The sequence below is a fragment of the Streptomyces sp. NPDC051662 genome (assembly GCF_040681655.1).
Lineage (GTDB): Bacteria > Actinomycetota > Actinomycetes > Streptomycetales > Streptomycetaceae > Streptomyces.
The window spans coordinates 225907-245225 of the sequence record NZ_JBFAZD010000005.1 but is presented as its reverse complement, the minus strand read 5'-3'; the positions used below and the strand labels follow the sequence as shown (position 1 = coordinate 245225).

The 19319-nt window shown below is 67.9% G+C and carries 16 protein-coding genes; 10 read left to right on the top strand and 6 right to left on the bottom strand.

What is annotated here, in order from left to right; all coding sequences use genetic code 11:
* The first annotated feature begins 11 nt into the window (after window positions 1–11).
* The 4 genes from AB0M67_RS11080 to AB0M67_RS11065 all read left to right on the top strand — a co-directional run bounded on the left by AB0M67_RS11080 (window position 12) and on the right by AB0M67_RS11065 (window position 3529).
* Window positions 12–743: a hypothetical protein gene (locus tag AB0M67_RS11080; RefSeq protein ID WP_365744864.1), complete on the top strand. Its 732-nt coding sequence runs from the start codon at window positions 12–14 to the stop codon at window positions 741–743.
* 97 nt (window positions 744–840) lie between these two features.
* Window positions 841–2208, top strand: coding sequence for a ferredoxin reductase family protein (locus AB0M67_RS11075; protein ID WP_365745171.1), 1368 nt, complete (start codon window positions 841–843; stop codon window positions 2206–2208).
* An 8-nt stretch (window positions 2209–2216) separates the two neighbouring features.
* On the top strand, window positions 2217–2756 hold the full coding sequence (locus AB0M67_RS11070; protein ID WP_365744862.1) for an FMN-binding protein: 540 nt from the start codon (window positions 2217–2219) through the stop codon (window positions 2754–2756).
* Window positions 2756–3529, top strand: a complete 774-nt coding sequence (locus AB0M67_RS11065; RefSeq protein WP_365744860.1) for an FAD:protein FMN transferase — start codon at window positions 2756–2758, stop codon at window positions 3527–3529. The genes AB0M67_RS11070 and AB0M67_RS11065 overlap by 1 nt, the downstream gene beginning before the upstream one ends.
* Before the next feature lie 42 nt (window positions 3530–3571).
* On the opposite strand, the gene AB0M67_RS11060 is transcribed toward AB0M67_RS11065, so the two are convergent.
* The 5 genes from AB0M67_RS11060 to argC are packed head-to-tail and all read right to left on the bottom strand — an operon-like array spanning window position 3572 to window position 8433.
* Entirely contained in the window at window positions 3572–4108 is a 537-nt protein-coding gene (locus tag AB0M67_RS11060; protein ID WP_249951093.1) for an arginine repressor, read from the bottom strand.
* A gap of 14 nt (window positions 4109–4122) precedes the next feature.
* Window positions 4123–5316, bottom strand: a complete 1194-nt coding sequence (locus AB0M67_RS11055) for an acetylornithine transaminase (protein WP_365744858.1) — start codon at window positions 5314–5316, stop codon at window positions 4123–4125.
* Window positions 5313–6218 (bottom strand): acetylglutamate kinase, encoded by a 906-nt coding sequence (gene argB / locus AB0M67_RS11050; protein ID WP_365744856.1) that lies wholly within the window; start codon window positions 6216–6218, stop codon window positions 5313–5315. The genes AB0M67_RS11055 and argB overlap by 4 nt, the downstream gene beginning before the upstream one ends.
* Complete coding sequence (argJ, locus tag AB0M67_RS11045; RefSeq protein ID WP_365744854.1) at window positions 6215–7399, bottom strand: bifunctional glutamate N-acetyltransferase/amino-acid acetyltransferase ArgJ; 1185 nt, start codon at window positions 7397–7399, stop codon at window positions 6215–6217. Before argJ ends, argB begins: the two co-directional genes overlap by 4 nt.
* Window positions 7396–8433: an N-acetyl-gamma-glutamyl-phosphate reductase gene (gene argC / locus AB0M67_RS11040; RefSeq protein WP_365744852.1), complete on the bottom strand. Its 1038-nt coding sequence runs from the start codon at window positions 8431–8433 to the stop codon at window positions 7396–7398. The genes argJ and argC overlap by 4 nt, the downstream gene beginning before the upstream one ends.
* Window positions 8434–8667: 234 nt before the next feature.
* Between argC and AB0M67_RS11035 the strand changes: the two genes are divergently transcribed.
* The 6 genes from AB0M67_RS11035 to AB0M67_RS11010 all read left to right on the top strand — a co-directional run bounded on the left by AB0M67_RS11035 (window position 8668) and on the right by AB0M67_RS11010 (window position 17656).
* The gene (locus AB0M67_RS11035) at window positions 8668–9510 is read left to right on the top strand and encodes a TnsA-like heteromeric transposase endonuclease subunit (protein WP_365744850.1); all 843 of its coding nucleotides are present in this window, start codon (window positions 8668–8670) and stop codon (window positions 9508–9510) included.
* Window positions 9510–11558: a transposase gene (locus AB0M67_RS11030; protein WP_365744848.1), complete on the top strand. Its 2049-nt coding sequence runs from the start codon at window positions 9510–9512 to the stop codon at window positions 11556–11558. The genes AB0M67_RS11035 and AB0M67_RS11030 overlap by 1 nt, the downstream gene beginning before the upstream one ends.
* Window positions 11559–11611: 53 nt before the next feature.
* Window positions 11612–12829 (top strand): TniB family NTP-binding protein, encoded by a 1218-nt coding sequence (locus tag AB0M67_RS11025; protein ID WP_365744846.1) that lies wholly within the window; start codon window positions 11612–11614, stop codon window positions 12827–12829.
* A gap of 8 nt (window positions 12830–12837) precedes the next feature.
* The gene (locus AB0M67_RS11020; RefSeq protein ID WP_365744844.1) at window positions 12838–14667 is read left to right on the top strand and encodes a TniQ family protein; all 1830 of its coding nucleotides are present in this window, start codon (window positions 12838–12840) and stop codon (window positions 14665–14667) included.
* Window positions 14668–15230: 563 nt separating this feature from the next.
* Window positions 15231–16802, top strand: coding sequence for an AAA family ATPase (locus tag AB0M67_RS11015; RefSeq protein WP_365744842.1), 1572 nt, complete (start codon window positions 15231–15233; stop codon window positions 16800–16802).
* Window positions 16803–17275: 473 nt separating this feature from the next.
* A complete protein-coding gene (locus tag AB0M67_RS11010) occupies window positions 17276–17656 on the top strand; it encodes a hypothetical protein (RefSeq protein WP_365744840.1) in 381 nt (126 codons plus the stop codon).
* A gap of 180 nt (window positions 17657–17836) precedes the next feature.
* On the opposite strand, the gene rox is transcribed toward AB0M67_RS11010, so the two are convergent.
* Complete coding sequence (gene rox / locus AB0M67_RS11005; RefSeq protein ID WP_365744838.1) at window positions 17837–19261, bottom strand: rifampin monooxygenase; 1425 nt, start codon at window positions 19259–19261, stop codon at window positions 17837–17839.
* Window positions 19262–19319: the final 58 nt, after the last annotated feature.

Sequence of the window (19319 nt, the reverse complement as noted above, 5' to 3'; positions counted from 1 at the left end):
ACGGTCCGGGCATGCGCATCGCTCTCGTACTCGGCTCCGTCCTGCTCACCGTCGCCACGCTCACGGCCGCCTCCCCCGGCGCGCCGTCCGGCGACGCGCCGCTGCCCGAGCGGATGGCGGACACCGGCGGCGGCAGCCAGCTGATCACCGCCGAGGCGCCGTCGCCCGGAGCCACCACCGGCAAGGTGACGTGGTGGGACCGGCGCGGCGCGCGGTGGGTGGCGGCCGGTTCCGCCAAGGCCCGCTTCGGTGCGGGCGGGCTGGTGGAGGGCCGGTCGCGTACGCAGGGCACCTCGACCACCCCGACCGGGATGTACGACCTGCCGTACGCGTTCGGCCTCGCGTCCGCGCCGGCCGGGACGAGTGTCGGCTACCGCCCGGTGACGGAGAACTCCTGGTGGTGCCAGGACACCGAGTCGGTGGCGTACAACCGCTGGGTGGAAGGGCTGCCGTCGGACTGCCGGGCGACGGAGTCCGAGCGGCTGGCCGACTATCCGTCCCAGTACGACCTCGCTCTCGTGATCGGCTTCAACTACGACCAGCCGGTACGCGGCCGGGGCGCCGGGATCTTTCTGCATGTCAACGGCGAGGGCCCGACCGCCGGGTGTGTCTCCGTACCGGCCGGCGCGATGAGCGCCGTGCTGGCGTGGGCCGATCCGGCCCGCCGTCCGCATATCGCGGTCGGCACATCCTCGGGGCCGACGGCCATCACCTCCGTGAGGGCCGCCGAGAGCGCCTCCTGACCGTCCCCCGGCCGATGCCCGGGCCCTCCGTTGAACCCTCCGCCGCTCATATCCGTATCGCCGGGCACGGAGGCAACGGAGGAGCAGTCCTGTGGCGATGTTGCACAACGGCCGGGCCGCCAGACGACAGACCCTGCGCGCGATCCGCCCACGACGGTCGGGCGCACTGCCGGTGCTGGTGGTCTGGTGGGCGGGCGCGGCGGCCGTCATGGCCCTGTGGTGGCAGAACACCCCGGTCGTCCTTCTCGACCCGGCTCAGTGGCTGACCGGAGCGGGCCGGCTGACCGGGCTGCTCGGCGGATACACGATCGCGATCGTGGTCCTGCTGATGGCCCGGATCCCCGCGCTGGAGCGGCGGGTGGGCTCCGACCGGGTGACGCGCTGGCACGCGACGGGCGGACGGTACGCGGTCGGGCTGGTGATCGCGCATGTCCTGCTGACCGTCTGGGGGTACGCGGTCGGGGCCGGCACCGGCCTTGTGGCGCAGGGGGTCGACGTCGTCCTCGACTACCCCCGGATGGTCGAGGCGGCGGTCGGAACCGCGCTCTTTCTTGTGATCGGCGGTGTCTCGGCGGGGGCGGTGCGCCGCCGGGTGCGCTACGAGACCTGGTACTACCTCCATCTGCTCACCTACGTCGCCGTCTATCTGACGTTCTGGCACCAACTCGCCACCGGAGCCGAGTTCGTCGGGAACCCGACGGCCCGCACGGTCTGGTACGTGCTGTACGGCGCGGCGGGCGCGCTGCTGCTCCGCTACCGGGTGCTGGCCCCGATCCAGCTCAACCGGCGCCATCGGATGCGGGTGGAGAGGGTCGTGTACGAGTCGCCCGGCGTGGTCTCCGTACTGATCACCGGCCGGCGGCTGCACCGGCTCGGCGCCCAGCCCGGCCAGTTCTTCCGCTGGCGGTTCCTCACCGACGGGCTGCGCTGGAGCTCCAATCCGTACTCCCTGTCGGCGGCGCCCCGGCCCGATCTGCTGCGGATCACCGTCAAGGCGAACGGCGGACACAGCGCGGCCCTGTCCCGGCTGGAGCCGGGGACCAGGGTCTGGGCGGAGGGCCCGTACGGCGCCCTGACGGCGGCCAGGCGCAGCAAGGAGAAGGTGCTGATGATCGCGGGCGGCGCCGGTATCACGCCGATGCGGGCGCTGTTCGAGACGCTGCCCGGCGGGCCCGGTGATCTGACGCTGCTCTACCGGGCGGGCAAGACCGAGGATCTGGCGCTCTGGGCCGAGCTGCGGGAGATCGCGTCGGCACGCGGGGCGCGGCTGCTGTACGCCGTCAACGGGCCGGACGGCGTCAGGCCCGAGATCACCCCGGGGCGGCTGCGGGAGCTGCTGCCGGACATCGGGGACCACGATGTCTATCTCTGCGGGCCTCCGGGGCTCGCCCGTCAGTCGTACGAGGCACTGCGCGAGGCGGGCGTGCCCACCCGTCGTATCCATCACGAGTCCTTCGAACTGTGAGGCAGCCGATGAAACCGACCAGAACGCGACATCCGCTCCGGCGGATCATGATCGGTGCCGCCGCGACCGCATCGGGCGTTGTCCTGCTGCTCGCGCTGAAGCAGCCCGGCGGGTCGCCGGTGACCGGTGCGGGGGCGGCGGGTGCCGGTACGGAGGTGTCCGCCACGGCGGGTTCCGGCGGGTCCGCCTCCGGGAGCGGGACCGGGGCCACGGGCGGGACCGGGGGCGGGGCCGGGACCGGGGGCGAGGGCGGGGTGCCCGTCACCGACGGCTCGCGGACCGTGGTCGGCGATGCCGTGGACACCCAGTACGGGCCCGTCCAGGTCCGGATCACCGTGGCCGGCGGCAGGGTCACCAGGTCCGAGGCGGTCCAGGCCCCCGGCGCCGACGCGCGCAGCCGGTCGGTCACCGCCGACGCGGTCCCCCGGCTCGACCGGGCGGCCGTCACCGCCCAGAACGCCCGGATAGACACCGTCTCCGGAGCCAGCTACACCAGCCAGGGCTACCGGGACTCCCTGCAGAGCGCCCTCGACAAGGCGGGGGCCTGATGGCGTCCGACACCGCTCGACTGCGCCATGTCGAGGAATCGATGGGCACCGTCTTCTCGTTCGACATCCGCGGGGTACGGGACGAGCCCCGGGTCCGCGCCGGGCTGCACGCGGCCGTGGCCTCGCTGCACCACGCCGACGAGCTCTTCTCGCCCTTCCGTCCCGACAGCCAGATCCTGCGGCTGGGGCGGGGAGAGCTCGCCCTGTCCGCATGTGCGCGGGAGGTCGTCGAGGTGCTTGAGCTGTGCGCGGCGGCGGAGCGGGAGAGCGCGGGATGGTTCACCACGCGCTACGCGGGCGGTCTCGATCCGACGGGACTGGTGAAGGGCTGGGCGGTGGAGCGTGCGGTCCGGATGATCGCCTCGTCCGGTGCCGGTTCGGTGTGTCTCAACGGCGGTGGCGATATCCAACTGCTCGGCGGTCCCTGGCGGGTGGGGATCTCCGACCCACTGCGCCCCGGCGGGCTGGCCACCGTGATCGAGACCGCGCACGGCCTGGGCGTGGCCACCTCGGGGCCCGCCGAGCGGGGCTGCCATGTCCTCGACCCGTACACGGGCCGGCCACCGGTCGGCGGGCTCGCCTCGGTCACCGTGGTCTGCCCGGAGGGGCTGACCATGGCCGACACCCGCGCGACGGCCGCGTACGCGATGGGCGCGCGGGCGCGCGGCTGGCTGGAGGAACTGCCGGGCACCGAGGGCTTCGCCGTGCTGCCCGACGGCCGTACGTGGACGACGAGCGGCTTCCACCGCTATGTCGCCAAGGTCAGCGCCTGAGCGCGCGCCGCGGCCGGGCCCGGACCGCCCGCGCTCACGCTCTCAACGGTCGTTCTGGGCCAGCTTCAGCAGATGGTCCGCGAGCGCCTGGCCGCCCGCCGGGTCGCGGCTGATCAGCATCAGGGTGTCGTCCCCCGCGATCGTGCCCAGGATGTCGCTCAACTCCGCCTGGTCGATGGCCGAGGCGAGGAACTGCGCCGCGCCGGGCGGCGTACGCAGGACGACGAGATTGGCCGACGCCTCGGCGGAGATGAGCAGTTCACCGGCGAGCCGGCGCATCCGCTCCTCCTTCGCCGACTCCCCGAGCGGCGCGTGCGGGGTACGGAAGCCGCCCTCGCTCGGAACCGCGTAGATCAACTCACCGCCGGTGTTGCGGATCTTGACCGCGCCCAGTTCGTCCAGGTCCCGGGAGAGCGTCGCCTGGGTGACGCTCAGCCCGTCGTCCGCGAGCACCTTCGCCAGCTGGCTCTGGGAGCGCACCGGCTGCCGGTTGAGGATGTCAACGATCCTGCGGTGGCGGGCGGTTCTGGTCTGGGGTACGGACTGCCCGCCGTGCTCGGTGTCCTGGGCGTCGGTCATCGTCGTCTCGTTTCTCAGGATCGTCCATCCTCGTCGGCCGCGTCGAGAATGCCGGGCAGCGCCTCCAGGAAAGCGTCCACCTCGGTGTCGCCGATGATCAGCGGGGGCATCAGCCGTACGACATCCGGGGCGGGCGCGTTCACGAGGAAACCGGCACCCTGAGCCGCCTGTTGCGCCTGGGGCGCGAGTGGCTCGGTGAGCACGATACCCAGGAGCAGGCCCGAGCCGCGGACATGGGCGACCAGCGGATGGCCGAGGGCCTCGATACCGTTCCGCAGTTTCTCGCCGAGCCGCTTCACCTGGTCCAGGAGTCCGCCCGCGGCGAGCGTGTCGAGTACGGCGAGTCCGGCGGCGCAGGCGACCGGGTTGCCGCCGAACGTCGTGCCGTGCTGACCGGGCCTGAGCAGCTCGGCCGCCTCCCCGAAAGCGACCGCCGCGCCGAGCGGCAGCCCGCCGCCGAGCCCCTTCGCGAGGGTGACGACATCGGGCTCGACGCCCTGGTGCGCCTGGTACTCGAACCAGTGCCCCGTCCTGCCGACACCGGTCTGGACCTCGTCGAGCACCAGCAGGGTGCCGGTGGCGCGGGTGATCTCCCTGGCCGCCTCCAGATAGCCCCTGGGCGGGACGACCACGCCGTTCTCGCCCTGGATCGGCTCGATGATCACGAGGGCCGTCTCTTCGGTGACCGCGGCGCGCAGCGCCTCGGCGTCCCCGTACGGGACATGGGTGACATCACCGGGCAGCGGTCGGAAGGGCTCCTGCTTCGCGGGCTGGCCGGTGAGGGCCAGCGAGCCCATCGTGCGGCCGTGGAAGCCGCCGTCGGTGGCGACCATGTGCCGACGGCCCGTCAGCCGGCCGATCTTGAAGGCCGCTTCGTTCGCCTCCGCGCCGGAGTTGCAGAAGAAGACCCGGCCGGGGCGGCCGAAGAGCTGGATCAGCCGCTCGGCGAGCGCGACCGGCGGCTCGGCGATGAAGAGGTTGGAGACATGGCCGAGAGACGCGATCTGACGGGAGACGGCCTCGACGACGGCGGGGTGCGCGTGGCCGAGGGCGTTGACCGCGATACCGCCGACGAAGTCGGTGTACTCGACGCCGTCCGCGTCCCGGACCCTGGTGCCCTCGCCATGGACGAGGGACAGCTTCGGCGTGCCGTAGTTGTCCGCCATGACGTCACGCCAGCGCTGCGCGAGCTCCTCGTTGCCGCTCACTTCGTGGGTCCTTCCTGTCCGTCGGGCACGACCATCGTGCCGATGCCCATGTCGGTGAAGATCTCCAGCAGGATCGAGTGCGGGACCCGGCCGTCCAGTACGCGCGCGGTGGTGACGCCGTTGCGTACGGCGAACAGACAGCCCTCCATCTTCGGCACCATGCCGCTGGACAGCTCGGGCAGCAGCTTCTCCAGCTCGGTGGCGGTGAGCCGGCTGATCACGTCGTCGCTGTTGGGCCAGTCCTCGTACAGCCCCTCGACATCGGTGAGGACCACCAGCGCCTCGGCGCCCAGCGCGGCGGCGAGCGCGGCGGCGGCGGTGTCGGCGTTGACGTTGTAGACATGGCCGTCGTCGACGCTGCGCGCGATGGAGGAGATGACCGGGATCCGGCCGTCCGCCAGCAGCGCTTCGATGGCGCCCGTGTCGATCGCGGTGATCTCGCCGACCCGGCCGATATCGACCAGCTCTCCGTCGATCCGCGGCCGGAGCCTGGTCGCGGAGATGGTGTGGGCGTCCTCGCCGGTCATGCCGACGGCGAGCGGACCGTGCTGGTTGAGCAGTCCGACCAGCTCGCGCTGGACCTGACCGGCCAGCACCATCCGTACGACGTCCATCGCCTCGGGCGTGGTGACCCGAAGCCCGGCCTTGAACTCGCTGACCAGACCGTGCCGGTCGAGCTGGGCGCTGATCTGGGGACCGCCGCCGTGCACGACGACCGGCTTGATGCCCGCCTGCCGCAGGAAGACGACGTCCTGGGCGAAGGCGGCCTTCAGCTCCTCGTCGATCATGGCGTTGCCGCCGAACTTGATCACGACGGTCTTGCCGTTGTGCCGGGTGAGCCAGGGCAGCGCCTCGATGAGGATCTGCGCCTTGGGCAGCGCGGTGTGCTTACGGGCGGTCATGAGCTGTACGCGCTGTTCTCGTGGACGTACTCGGCGGTGAGGTCGTTGGCCCAGATGACGGCGGAGTCCGTGCCCGCGGCCAGATCGGCGGTGATCCGTACCTCGCGGTACCGCATGTCGACGAGGTCGCGGTCCTCTCCGACGGAGCCGTTCCGGCAGACCCAGACATCGTTGATGGCGACATTGAGCCGGTCGGGCTCGAAGACCGCGCCGGTGGTGCCGATGGCGGACAGCACTCGGCCCCAGTTGGGGTCCTCTCCGTGGATGGCGCACTTGAGGAGGTTGTTACGGGCGATGGAGCGGCCCACCTCGACGGCGTCGTCCTCGGTCGCGGCGTTGATCACCTCGATACGGATGTCCTTGGAGGCGCCCTCGGCGTCGCCGATCAGCTGACGCGCCAGATCGTCGCAGACCGTGCGTACCGCCTCGGCGAACTCCTCGTGGCCGGGCGTCACCCCGGACGCGCCGGAGGCGAGCAGCAGCACGGTGTCGTTGGTGGACATACAGCCGTCGGAGTCCACACGGTCGAAGGTGGTGCGGGTGGCGGCGCGCAGCGCCGTGTCCAGGGCCGGTGCCTCGATATCGGCGTCGGTGGTGAGGACGACGAGCATGGTGGCGAGGCCGGGGGCGAGCATGCCCGCGCCCTTGGCCATGCCGCCGACCGTCCAGCCGTCGCCCTGGACCACCGCGGTCTTGTGCACCGTGTCGGTGGTCTTGATGGCGATGGCGGCCTTCTCGCCGCCGTGCGCGGAGAGCTCGGTGGCGGCCTTCTCGATGCCGGGGAGCAGCTTGTCCATGGGGAGCGGCAGGCCGATCAGCCCGGTGGAGGCGACGGCGATCTCTCCCGCGCTGTGGCCGTCCGCGCCCTTGCCGTCTCCGCCGTAGCCGCTCAGGACCTCGGCGGCCTTCTCGGCGGTGGCATGGGTGTCCTGGAAGCCCTTCGGTCCCGTACAGGCGTTGGCGCCACCGGAGTTGAGGACGACGGCGGTCACCGCGCCGCCCTTGAGGACCTGCTCGGACCAGAGGACGGGGGCGGCTTTGACACGGTTGGAGGTGAAGACGCCCGCGGCGGCGCGGCGCGGACCGTTGTTGACCACGAGGGCGAGGTCCGGGCCGCCGTTCTCCTTGATTCCGGCGGCGATACCCGCTGCCGTGAATCCCTTCGCTGCCGTGACGCTCAAGGTGCCACTCCGATCGTGGAAAGTCCGGTGTCCTCGGGGAGTCCGAGGGCGATGTTCATGCTCTGCACCGCGCCACCGGCGGTGCCCTTGGTCAGGTTGTCGATGGCGCTGATCGCGATGATGCGGCCCGCGGACTCGTCGTGGGCGACCTGGATCTGTACGGCGTTGGAACCGTAGACGGACGCCGTGGCGGGCCAGCGCCCCTCGGGGAGCAGATGGACGAAGGGCTCGTCCGCGAAGGCCTTCTCGTAGGCGGCCCTGACGTCCCGTTCCGTGATGCCGGGCCTCGCCCTGGCGGAGCAGGTGGCGAGGATGCCGCGGGGCATGGGGGCGAGGGTGGGCGTGAAGGAGACGGTGACCCGCTCCCCCGCGGCCTCGCTCAGGTTCTGGATCATCTCGGGGGTGTGCCGGTGTCCGCCGCCGACGCCGTACGGGCTCATGGAGCCCATGACCTCGGAGCCGAGCAGATGCGGCTTGGCCGCCTTGCCCGCGCCCGAGGTGCCGGACGCGGCGGTGATCACGGCCTCGGGCTCGGCAAGCCCCGCCGCGTACGCGGGGAAGAGTGCGAGCGAGACGGCGGTGGGATAGCAGCCGGGCACCGCGACGCGCTTGGACCCCTCCAGCGCGGCACGGGCACCCGGCAGCTCGGGAAGGCCGTACGGCCAGGTCCCGGCGTGGGCGGAGCCGTAGAACCGCTCCCAGTCCGCCGCGTCCTTCAGCCGGAAGTCGGCGCCCATGTCGACCACCAGCACCTCGTCACCGAGCCGCTCGGCGACGGCCGCGGACTGACCGTGCGGCAGCGCCAGGAAGACGACCTCATGCCCGGCGAGCACCTCGGGCGTGGTCGCCTCCAGCACCCGGTCGGCCAGCGGCAGCACATGCGGCTGAAGCCCACCGAGCCGCCGGCCCGCGTTGGAGTTGCCGGTGAGGGCTCCGATCTCGATCCCGGGGTGGCCGAGAAGCAGCCGGAGCAGTTCCCCGCCCGCGTACCCGCTGGCTCCCGCCACCGCGGCACGTACCGTACGTACAGCCATCGAAAAACCCTCCTCAACGATGGCATGACTATACGTTTCATCGCAGCTTTATGCAATGACGGCTCGCGCCGGACAGGGCACAGGTGTGACTGAGCGGCCGAGTTGGCCCTTTAGCGCTTGAGTTGGCCCCGTTGAGTGTTGATGTTGGCACGCAGGGTAGCGGTTGGTTCGCTGACCTGCTGGGGCTTCGAGAGAAGCCGTACGGGAAGCGGTGCAGCGCGTTGTCCTGAAGGCATGACGGTTACGGTCCATGCTCCGGAGATCGAATCCCGCCCGATCTGGTCGCACAGCTGCGCCCTGGATGACCTCGTCTCGACGTACGCCATCGATCCGGCGGTGGCGGAGAGACTGGATACGGGGCCTGGGTGGACCCGGCGGTGGACGGCGAGGTGGAAGACCCCGCAGGCGAAGGTGATCTGCCCGGTCCAAGAGCTGGCCAGTGTCCCGGCCATCGCGTCGGTGCCAGTTCGCGGGTTCACCTGGCGGGCGGGTCAGCGGCACCGTCCCGGACTGCAGTACCTACTGGCCACGGGTCGAATGCATGGCTTCGAGAGCCTGGCCGAGCGGAATCTGCTACTTGCCCTGGACTTCGCCGGCGAGGTGGTGGAGGTGCTGTCGCAACCGTTCAAGCTGCGGTTCACCACTGCGGACGGCAGTGAGGACCACACGCCGGACTTCCTGGTGCTCTTGCCCGATACGGCTGTACTGATCGATGTCCGGCCCGGTCATTTGGTCAAGGACAAGGACCTGGTGAAGTTCGCCGCAACGGAGTGGGCAGCTGGTGCGGTGGGGTGGCGCTACCTGGTGGTGTCCGGCTGGCGCTGCCAGGTCCTGACCGGCCTTGATGCACTGTCCGCGCGGAGGCGTCCGCTGTCCGACCGCCTCGGGTTTCAGGGAGAGCTGCTGGGGCTGGTTCGGGAACGTCCTCGGCGGTTCGGAGAGCTGGCGGAGGAGACGTCGCTGCCTGCGGTGGCCCGCGTACATGCGGTTCACCTGCTCTGGCACCGCCGACTGGCGATGGATCTGAGTCAGCCGCTGGACGACGCCACGTGGATTTACCCGGTGGGGAGGGTCTGATGGGCGCTGCGCGGCAGCGGCCTCGGAGCGAGGATCTTGAAGAGCACGACCTGACGCGGGCCCGGATCCGGATGGCGCATCTGCTGGAGGTGGAAACGGGCTACCGCAGTGGCAGCCGGTCCTGGGCCCGGCCCGGTGAGCCCAGGGTGGAGTACGACCCGGAGCGGACCACGCTGACCGAGCGTCGGCGCGCGAAGGTGGCCGAGCTGAAGGATCTGGACCGCCAAGAGGCCAAACAGCTGGGGCTGGAGTGGATCAGTGAGCGCACGCTGAAACGCATGGCTGTTCAGTACGACGAGAACGGGTTGATGGGACTGGCGGACGGAAGGTGGACGCCACCCCTGAGAGGCCGCCGGGCGATCGGGGACGAAGTCGCCGAGGCGATCCGTGCTGTTCATGCCGAGTCGCTGCATCGCTCGAAGCTGAGCATGAAGACGAAGGAGAGGTTGATCCACCAGTACGTGCGGGAGAAGTTCGAGACCGAGGGCAAGAAGGTGGAGGTGCCGCACTACACAACGCTGGCGAAGGTGTGGAAAGAGTGGTTCGGCGCCGAGGGGGCCCGGCAGCGATACATCCGCTCCGCCGCAGCGGTGGAGACAGGAAAGGCGAAGGTGGTGATCGTCCGGCCGGGGCAGGTGGTCGCACTGGACACCACGCCGCTGCCGGTGAAGGTGCTCGACGACGTCTTCGGCGCCCCGATCTCCGTCCATCTCACCCTGGCCCTGGACACCTACTCGCATTCGCTGGTCGCATTCCGTCTCACGCCGGTGTCTGACTCGTCGGTGGAGGTGGCGATGCTGCTGCGGGATGTGCTGTTGCCGCTACCGATGCGCCCGGACTGGGGCGAGGAGATGGAGTGGCCCTACCCCGGCGTCCCGGCCGCCCTGGTGGCCGAGTTCGCTGGGCACCGAGTGGCTGGCCTGCCGTTCTTCGCTCCGGAGACGGTGACCAGCGATCACGGCAGCGTTTACAAGAATCACCAGATCGTCCAGGTCGCGCGCACGTTGGGGATGGAGTTGTTGCCGGCCCGTGCGATGCGTCCGACTGACAAGGCTGCCTGCGAACGTGCCTTCGCCGGGATCCAGTCGCTGCTGCTGGAACTCCTGCTCGGGTTCCGCGGCGTCGACATCGCTGACCGGGGAGTGGACCCGGAGGGGGACGCAGTCTGGACGCTGGCGGAAATGGAGCACCTGTTGGCAACCTGGGTTGTCGCAGTGTGGCAAAACCGGAGACTCGATCAGTATTCGCCTGCTTGGGACCCGGGCGGGCGACACAGTCCAAACACGCTCTTCGCCGCAGCGGCGGCCCGGGACGGGATCAGTCTGGAGATCCCCTTGCCGAGTCTGTACTACGAGCTTCTGCCGGCACACTTCGTGAAGATCGACCGCCGTCGTGGGGTGAAGATCGGCGGACTCTGGTACGGCAGCACCGACCCGGTTTTGGACCCCTATCGCGGCCAGCGCTCCGGCCGCAGCGGACGACACGAGGGCAAGTGGGCCGTCAATCGCGATCCGCGGGATTGCCGCGAGGTCTACTTCGAGGACCCCAAGCACCCGGGGCTATGGCATGCCCTGAGTTGGAACGGCCTGCCGCCGGGAGACGACGTCCCGGCCTTCTCTGATACACGCGTACGTGAAGTGCTGCGCGAGGCGGCCCGCGCCGGTCTCAAACCGCGCGACGATGGTGAACTGCTGCCCGTGCTGCTGAAGTTGGTGGCCACACGCACGCCGGTTGCGGCGTGGCCTACCCAGATGACCGCCAAGCAGAAGAGCGAGCGGGCCCGCGAGATGGCACGAGCCCGCGCTGCCGCGTCCGACCGGGCGCCGGTTCCGTTGAGCACTCTTCCGCCACCCGTCCCACCATCTGAGCTGGCCGCCACCACTCGGCGAGCCGTCACTGCAGACCGGCAGCGGCGCCGCGAGGCCGCTGTCTCGCAGCCGCCGACAGTGCCTCCTCTGCTGGGTGAGTCCCTGCGGGCCCGCAGCCTGTTCCTGCTGCTCGACGAGGACGTCGACCAGGCCGATGAGCCGGGATCGGGGACCACATGAGTGCTCCGAGCGGCAGAGGATCTGCCCCTTTCGTCCTGCCGGGCCCTCCGCCGATGCGGGACACGGTCGACGGCTGGGAGCACTGGCGCACCACTCGCCACGACTTCGTGCCCGCACCTCGGCTGAGTCCGGCTGAATGGCGACTGCTGAGCCCGAGGAAGAAGACGCTGCACGATCTGCACCGCGCGGCTACGCACGCCAATCTCCCACTGCTACAGACCCCGATGACCAAAGCCGTCACCAAGCTGCTGCATGGGCGGGTCATGACCAATGCACTCAAGCACAAGCCGACCACCCGGGCCGGAGTCATGGTCACAGGCGGGGGATACCAGGGCAAGACAGAGACGGGATGCGAGATCCTGGCGACGTTCGAGGACACCTGGCTGGAACTGCGGCGCCACCTCAATCCAGATGCCGTCGCCGGGGCCCGCGACCTGCACATTCCTGTCGCCTACGTGCAAACCCCGGTGACGGCGAAGCCGAAGAGTCTTTGCAAGGCCATCCTGAACTTCTACGGCGCCCCGATCCACCCGCGTATGGACCTTCCCGAGTTGATCCGGCAGGTCGCCGCCTCTCTGCATGACCATGGAACGAGGGCGCTTCTACTGGACGACATTACGAGGCTCCGCCTCCATCGAGCCGACGATCAGGACACGCTCGACCTGATCCGGGCCTTCATGAGCATGCACGTCACCCTCGTCCTCATCGGAGTGGACATCCCCGGCTCGGGCCTGCTCCGAGAAGGCCGGCACGATCCCCGCACAGGCCAGGTGATCTTCCCCTCCTCTCGGCAGGCCAAGGTTCACGGACTGGAGGCGACACAGACCGAGCGGCGCTTCGACCTCGTTGAACTTGATCATTTCCGCTACGACACCGACGAACAGATCACCGCCTGGATCGACCACCTCACCGGCATCGAAGCCCAGCTCAGGCTGATGGACGCCCCCTCGGCCATGCTTACCGGGGGACGCATGCCCGAGTACCTCTTCGAGCGCACCAACGGCGTGGTCGGCCTGCTGGAACGGCTGATCGAAGACGGCTGCCAGGAAGCCATCGATTCGAGTGAGGAGTGCTTGACCGAGAGCCTCCTCGAAGGCATCGCCATCACCGTCGACGGGGACACTGCCCGTGATCCCGGCGCTGGAGAAATCCCCGCTGTCCCGTCGGTCAAGAGCGGACCTACCGCCGGCCCTCGCTCGGCCAAACGCAAGCGCCCCAGAAACACCGTGCTCGACGATCGCGGCCCGGCAGCCGCAGACACCGGAAGCTGAATACGCCAGTGCATCCGCTTCCCCGGAGCTTTGATCCGTTGCCTGACGAGTCCCTGCCCGGTTACCTATTGAGGCTGTCCTTCCGGCTCGACTTGACCCCCGGTGAGCTCGGTCGCACCACTGGCCTGGTGTCCACCAGCGGCGGTTCCCTCCCCCGCCGACTCGTCCTAGGTTTCCCCGGTCTGTCACTCGACAAGTTCACCCAAGCTACCCGGCTGTCGCGCGATGAGGCCAGGCTCCTCACCCTGAGCACGTGGCGTCGCAACTACCCTCCGATCCAGCGCTGGTTGCCGCCGCTGCACGGCCAAGCCCCACAGATCGACAAATGGATCCTGGGCGGACTCGACCGTTACTGTCCCCAGTGTCTGGCTGGGGACAACAGCCCCATCCAGCGCGAATACGGCGGTCCTTGGAAGAAGGAATGGCACCTTGGAATCGTCTTTGCCTGTCCCCAGCACGAGTGTTTCCTCCGCCACCACTGTCCGCAGGGCGGGCAGCCACCAGACTACGACCGAGCACCAAGGCTGATCCCCTTCGACGGCTTTCGCGGTCTCCACCCCACCGCATGCCGCTATCCGTTACCCGCTACGGCTCGAAGACTCAGACGACCTCCTTGCGGGAACCGACTCGACCAGGCTCCCACCCCTGCCTTGCGCCCTACCCCCCGACTGCTGGCGCTGCAACACCATCTTCTCAGCCTCCTCAATACCCAGGGTGACAACCAGGAAGTCCGCGATTACTTCAGCGACCTGCATCTACTCACTGCTCTAATCAGCATCTCGTGGCCCAATAGCAGGCATCGAGTCGACTCCATATTGGCCCCGGCCATCGAACCCGAGGCCGATACTCGAAGGGCCCTTGGCGGTATCCGAGTCCACGACACATCCCCTATCGACCCCATTGCCTGCGGCGCGATCCTCGATGCTGCTCATTCCTTGCTAAAGATCGACAGTCTTCGTGATGTCCTCGCTGAATTCTTCGGTTCGGCCTTTACCAGCACGCAGGCTCGCGCGGGATGGGCCCATATCTTCACCAAGTACGAAAAATCATGCTCACAGCGTCTGCGTACTGCTGCAGCACCCCTCATCCGCACCTACTCTCCCTCTCCTGGGTGGACCGCCCCCCGCTCTACCGGCTACCGGGCTGAGAACATTCCCGCTCACCTGGAGCCGAACTGGTATGCCCGCCACTTCCAGAAACTCGACGGCCCAACCGACCACAAGATCCTTCGGCGGATCGCGGCCATCCAACTCGTCCAGTGGACCACTCAAGCGTCAATCTCCGAAGCCGCCCGCTACCTCGGCGTTGAAGCCGAGAAGGCCCTCTACACCGAAGACAACACTCACATCTGGATGAAATCCACTCACGAAGTGCAGGACTTTAGGATCGCCCTTAGCGACCTCGCCGCAGAACTCAGCGGCCGAACCGGCGGACTCATCGACTATCAGTACCGCCGCGAAGCCTTCCGCGACTGGTCCCTTGACCCCAGTACCTGGCAGGAACTGACCAGCCAACTGGAGCCTCCACATGGCAAGGAACCCGTCCTCGATGACCGCAAGCGTCAGGACGCGTCCGTGTTCATCTGGGTCCACATCACACGCGGTGAGCACCTGTTCGCGCCTCGCCCCATCGAAGCCGAGCAGCCGCTGCACGTCCAGCAAGACTGGGCGCGGCGCCGAAACACCACGTGGTTCCAACTCACCCGCCCCGATCCGATGCGTCACTACGCTGACCTGCGGAAAGTACTTACCGACTACGCTTGCCAGTTCGCCGCGGACATCGAAGCCGGGACCGCTCCCACTCGGGCGAGGGAGGTCGCTCGCCTTGCGGGCGGCTGATGACCCATGACACGGCGGGGCGACACAGCAACCGCTTCCCGGCCGGCCAGCGATGTCGGGTAATCCTCAAGACGCCGACGGACGGCGACTGACCTGCTTCACCACTCACACTTCGATCTCAGCCCTCGGGCTGCGGCACCACCAGCGCGCGAGAACCGAGGACCGCATCCGAAACGCCCAGGCCATAGGCCTGCAACCTGCCCATGCTCGCTGTGGCTGGGACAACTCACAGGTCGGAGCCCCGGGTGTTGAGGCTCCTACCTGTTCTGTGCTGCCGCCCAGTCGGTTTCGAGCGTCCGCCGTCGGTACCAGAGATTCGCATGCCACTGTGGTTGGGCTGGCAGAACCCCTCAGCAGGGCTCATCGTCCCCGGCCAGGAAGGCCCTTCCGCGTTTCCGCCCCTGACAGCCGCCGCACCCAAACGAGATGGTGAGGTTGGCAAGGGTGACCAATCTCAGGTCCAACGGCCGTATGGAGGCAGGGCCGATATAGAGTTCGGGACGTCCGGGTGCCCGGGACTCCATAGGGAGAGTGGCGCCGCCCTTCCTTCGCTGGGGTTCATCGTGCAGTTCGAAGTTCTCGACTACGGTCAAAGGCCCGAGGAAGCCGATATAGAAACCGACGTAGTACTTGTGCCCGACAGTTGGGACGACTTCCACTACCGGACAACATTTGACCTTTGGCTCTTTCCTCCCAGCGGACGTCGTCTCGGACGCAGCCCCAAGTACATCGGAAAGGTGAAGATCGCCTGCGTAGGCCAGCAACCAGGTCCTAGCCCACTGCCACAAGGTGAGTTCCGCAGACTTAACGCAGCAGGCGGACCCCGGTGGTTCTCCCTAGGAGACCTCAATTACTACGACGAGCTCCGAACCTACGCCAGTAACTTCGCGCGCGAGAGAATCTTTAGCGCCCTAGGCGACATCGCCTACCAAGAGCGGTCCTTTGACATAGCTATGGGCCAGCCAGTCACAGAGAGCTCACTGCTCCGGGGCGTCGAAGTGCAAACCGTCCTGTTCCAATACCGGCGGGTCGCCAACGGAGGCGCCCCACTCACGAACTACAGCTTCCGATACACGTCTCCCGCGCAGGTCAACGGGGAAACGGGCGCGGCCCAGACGATGACGTTCGAAGTCGATCCGGCCTCCAACCCAGCCAGCAACATCCACATTCTCATTGGCCGGAATGGTGCCGGAAAGACCACCCTTCTACGGAACATTGCAGATGCAGTGATCCGTCCAGGAATTGCTCCGCTGATAGACGGCGTCATCGAGCATTTTGACGTCGCTGGCACAACGGCAGGCGCGCAGTTCGTGAACGAAGTATCGGTCACTTTTAGCGCATTCGATCCTTTCCCTGTTGCGGACGGCCATGGTATCCCCCAGCTTCCCTACGAATATGTGGGACTGGCAGCCCAAGACGACCCTGACCGACGAAAGTCCCCCGACGAGCTGGCCGAAGAGTTCGAGCTCTCCGCTCTTGAGATCGAGGCGACGGGTAGGTGGCAAGATTGGGTCACGGCTCTTGAGCAACTCAGCACTGATCCACATTTTGCTCGTTCGCGAATTCACGACTATGCACGCCATCCGCCTCATAGCCTGCTGACCTCAAAAGAACACAGGACTCCCGGTTACGCCAGGGAGATCTTCTCTGAGCTAAGCTCGGGACACGCTATCGTCCTGCTCACGATCACCAAGCTCGTGGAACTGGTGGCAGAGCAGTCCCTTGTTTTGTTCGACGAACCCGAGGCCCATCTTCATCCACCGTTGCTTTCAGCGTTTATCCGGACTCTGTCGAACCTGCTCACCCATCGAAATGGCGTCGCCATCGTCGCTACCCACTCACCTGTGGTTCTGCAAGAAGTACCCCGATCGTGCGTGTGGAAGATCAACCGACCCGGAGGGCTTCCCCGCCGCCCACGCATCGAGACTTTTGGAGAGAACGTCGGAGTCCTCACTCATGAAATCTTTGGACTGGAAGTACGCGAGTCCGGGTTCTATGCGGAGATCGAAAAGGCCGTCCAAGGAATGGATTCCTACGAAGAGGTTCTCACTCACTTCGGCGGCCAGCTCGGCGGGGAAGCCAAGGGACTCGTAAGGATCTTCCTTGCCGACAAGGCAGCTAGGGATCGTCACTGATGTGGCCTCTAGACCACCCGCGGCATCTTGCCGGCCGAAGTTACGAGACCTGTATCTCCCGCACGCGCGAAATGGGCTCGGAGAAGCGAAAAACTCGGCTGAAAGCCGCCGTGGAAGCAATAGATAGTGCCGCTTTCAGATTCCGGGAAGCCGCTTACTCACAAAACCTGCACCACCTGAAAGAAACCGAATTTAAGGTGCCTGGCGTAGCCGACCGGAACGCCGTCGACTGGATTTACAAGAACGGCATGGTCGACAAACGGAGTCCCGGTCGAGCAATTTACGAGCATCTCTTGGAAGCTGCAGAGGATGAGCGGTGCCCCCTGTGTGGGTGGGGCAGAGTTAGTCAGCTCGACCACTTCGTTCCCAAGGGCTCATTCCCCGCCCTTTGTGTTGACCCGCTGAACCTCATACCGGCGTGTGGAGAATGCAACCGACTTAGGGGTGAATACTGGCCCACCGACGCTTCCGGGATGCTGCTGCACCCCTACCTCGACCGCGTCGATGATGACCAATGGTTGGATGCTCGAGTGATCCACGGCGACCCGTTGCGGCTAGCCTTCTTCGTGACCGCACCCTCGGCTTGGAACGATATTCTCGTGGCCCGAGTCCACCAACACTTCGATCGCTTTGGCTTGGCCAAGCTGTATGCCTCCCAAGCCAACCGGACTCTGAGAAACATCCAGCAGTCCCTAGCGGGGCAGCTGCGAGCTGGCGGCGAGACCATGGTCCGTGCGTACCTCCTGGACGCAGCAGCCAGCCGACTAGCCGTCCAACGCAACGGGTGGGAAGGCGTCACATACCGGACCTTGGCGGCGGACGAAGCATTCTGCTGTGGCGCGTTCCTGCGCTGACGAGAACACCGCATCGTGAATGTCTAAGCTGACTCTGTCCATCCGCCTGCCTGGCTGCCCTGCGTGCCAACACCGACACTCAGCGGGGCCAACTCAAGCGCTAAAGGGCCAACTCGGCCGCTCAGTCACAAGGGCGCATCCTCCCAGCCTCGTGCTCGTGCTCAGGCTCGTCCTCGTGGCTCAGGCGGCGGCGCCGAACCATGTGGCCAGCTGACCGAGCAGATCCCGCTGATCCTCACCGGCCCATGCCACATGGCCGTCCGGCCGCAGAAGCAGCGCGGGCGCGTCCACTTCCTCGCTGACGTCGACCACGTGATCGACCCGCTTCGCCCAGCCCTCCACCGTGAGCCGGCCGGTCCGGTCGAGCAGCAGTCCTCGGCCGCCGTGCATCAGCTCGTAGAGGCGGCCCTGCTTCAATGGCACGTCCCGCAGCCGCCGGCCGAGCAGCTCGTGCCCCTCACCGAAGTCGTAGCGGACCCCGATCGCGGTGATCTTCTCGATCAGGTACCGGTTCACCACCTCGAAGTCCATGAGCTCCGACACCAGCCGGCGCACTGCCCGGGCACCCGGCTCGGAGGACAGCAGCTCCATCTGGGCGCGGGTGTTGTCCAGTACGTCGGCGGCCACCGGGTGCCGCTCGGTGTGATAGCTGTCCAGGAGCCCTCCCGGCGCCCAGCCGCTCACCTCGGCGGCCAGTTTCCAGCCGAGGTTGAAGGCGTCCTGGAGGCCGAGGTTGAGGCCCTGTCCGCCGGTCGGCGGGTGGATGTGCGCCGCGTCGCCCGCCAGGAGCACCCGGCCGGTCCGGTAGCGCTCCGCCAGCCGGGTCGCGTCGCCGAACCGGGAGAGCCAGCGCGGCGAGTGCACCCCGAAGTCGGTGCCCGCGAACGCCCGCAGCCGCTGCTTGAACTCATCGAGGGTCGGCGCGGCCGTACGGTCCTCGGCCACCCCTTCGGCGGGCACGATCAGGCGGTACGCCCCGCCCCCGAGGGGCATGGCGCCGAATCGCGCCTGGGTCTCACGGACTTCGGCCACCGCGGCGGCCAGCGTCTCCGGCGGCACGGCCACCTCCACCTCGCCGAGCAGCGTCTCGACCCTGGCGGGCTCGCCGGGGAAGCCGACACCGAGCAGCTTGCGGACCGTACTGCGACCGCCGTCGCAGCCGACGAGGTAGCGCGAGCGCAGCTGGGTGCCGTCCGCCAGCTCGACGTTCACCCCGTCCTCGTCCTGGCTCAGCCCGACCACTTCGCCGCCGCGCCTGATCTCGGCACCGAGTTCGAGGGCACGCTCGGTCAGCAGCCGCTCGGTGACCGCCTGCGGGATGGCGAGGACATACGAATGCGCGGTGTCCAGCCGGTCAGGCCACGGCCTGCCGATGCCGGCGAAGAAACCGCCCACGGCGAACCGCTCGCCGAGCGGGAGAAACCGCTCCAGCAGACCCCGCTGGTCCAGCATCTCGATGCTGCGCACGTGCATGCCGAGCGCGCGGGACTGGCCACTCGGCTCAGCCTCCTTCTCCAGCACGAGCACGTGCACGCCGTGCAGCCGCAGCTCGCCGGCCAGCATCAAGCCGGTCGGTCCGCCACCGGCAACGATCACGTCAATCATGACAACCCCCCGCGGTTCCTGGCTTCGAGCGGAGATTCTGCGGCACGACCGGGGTCTT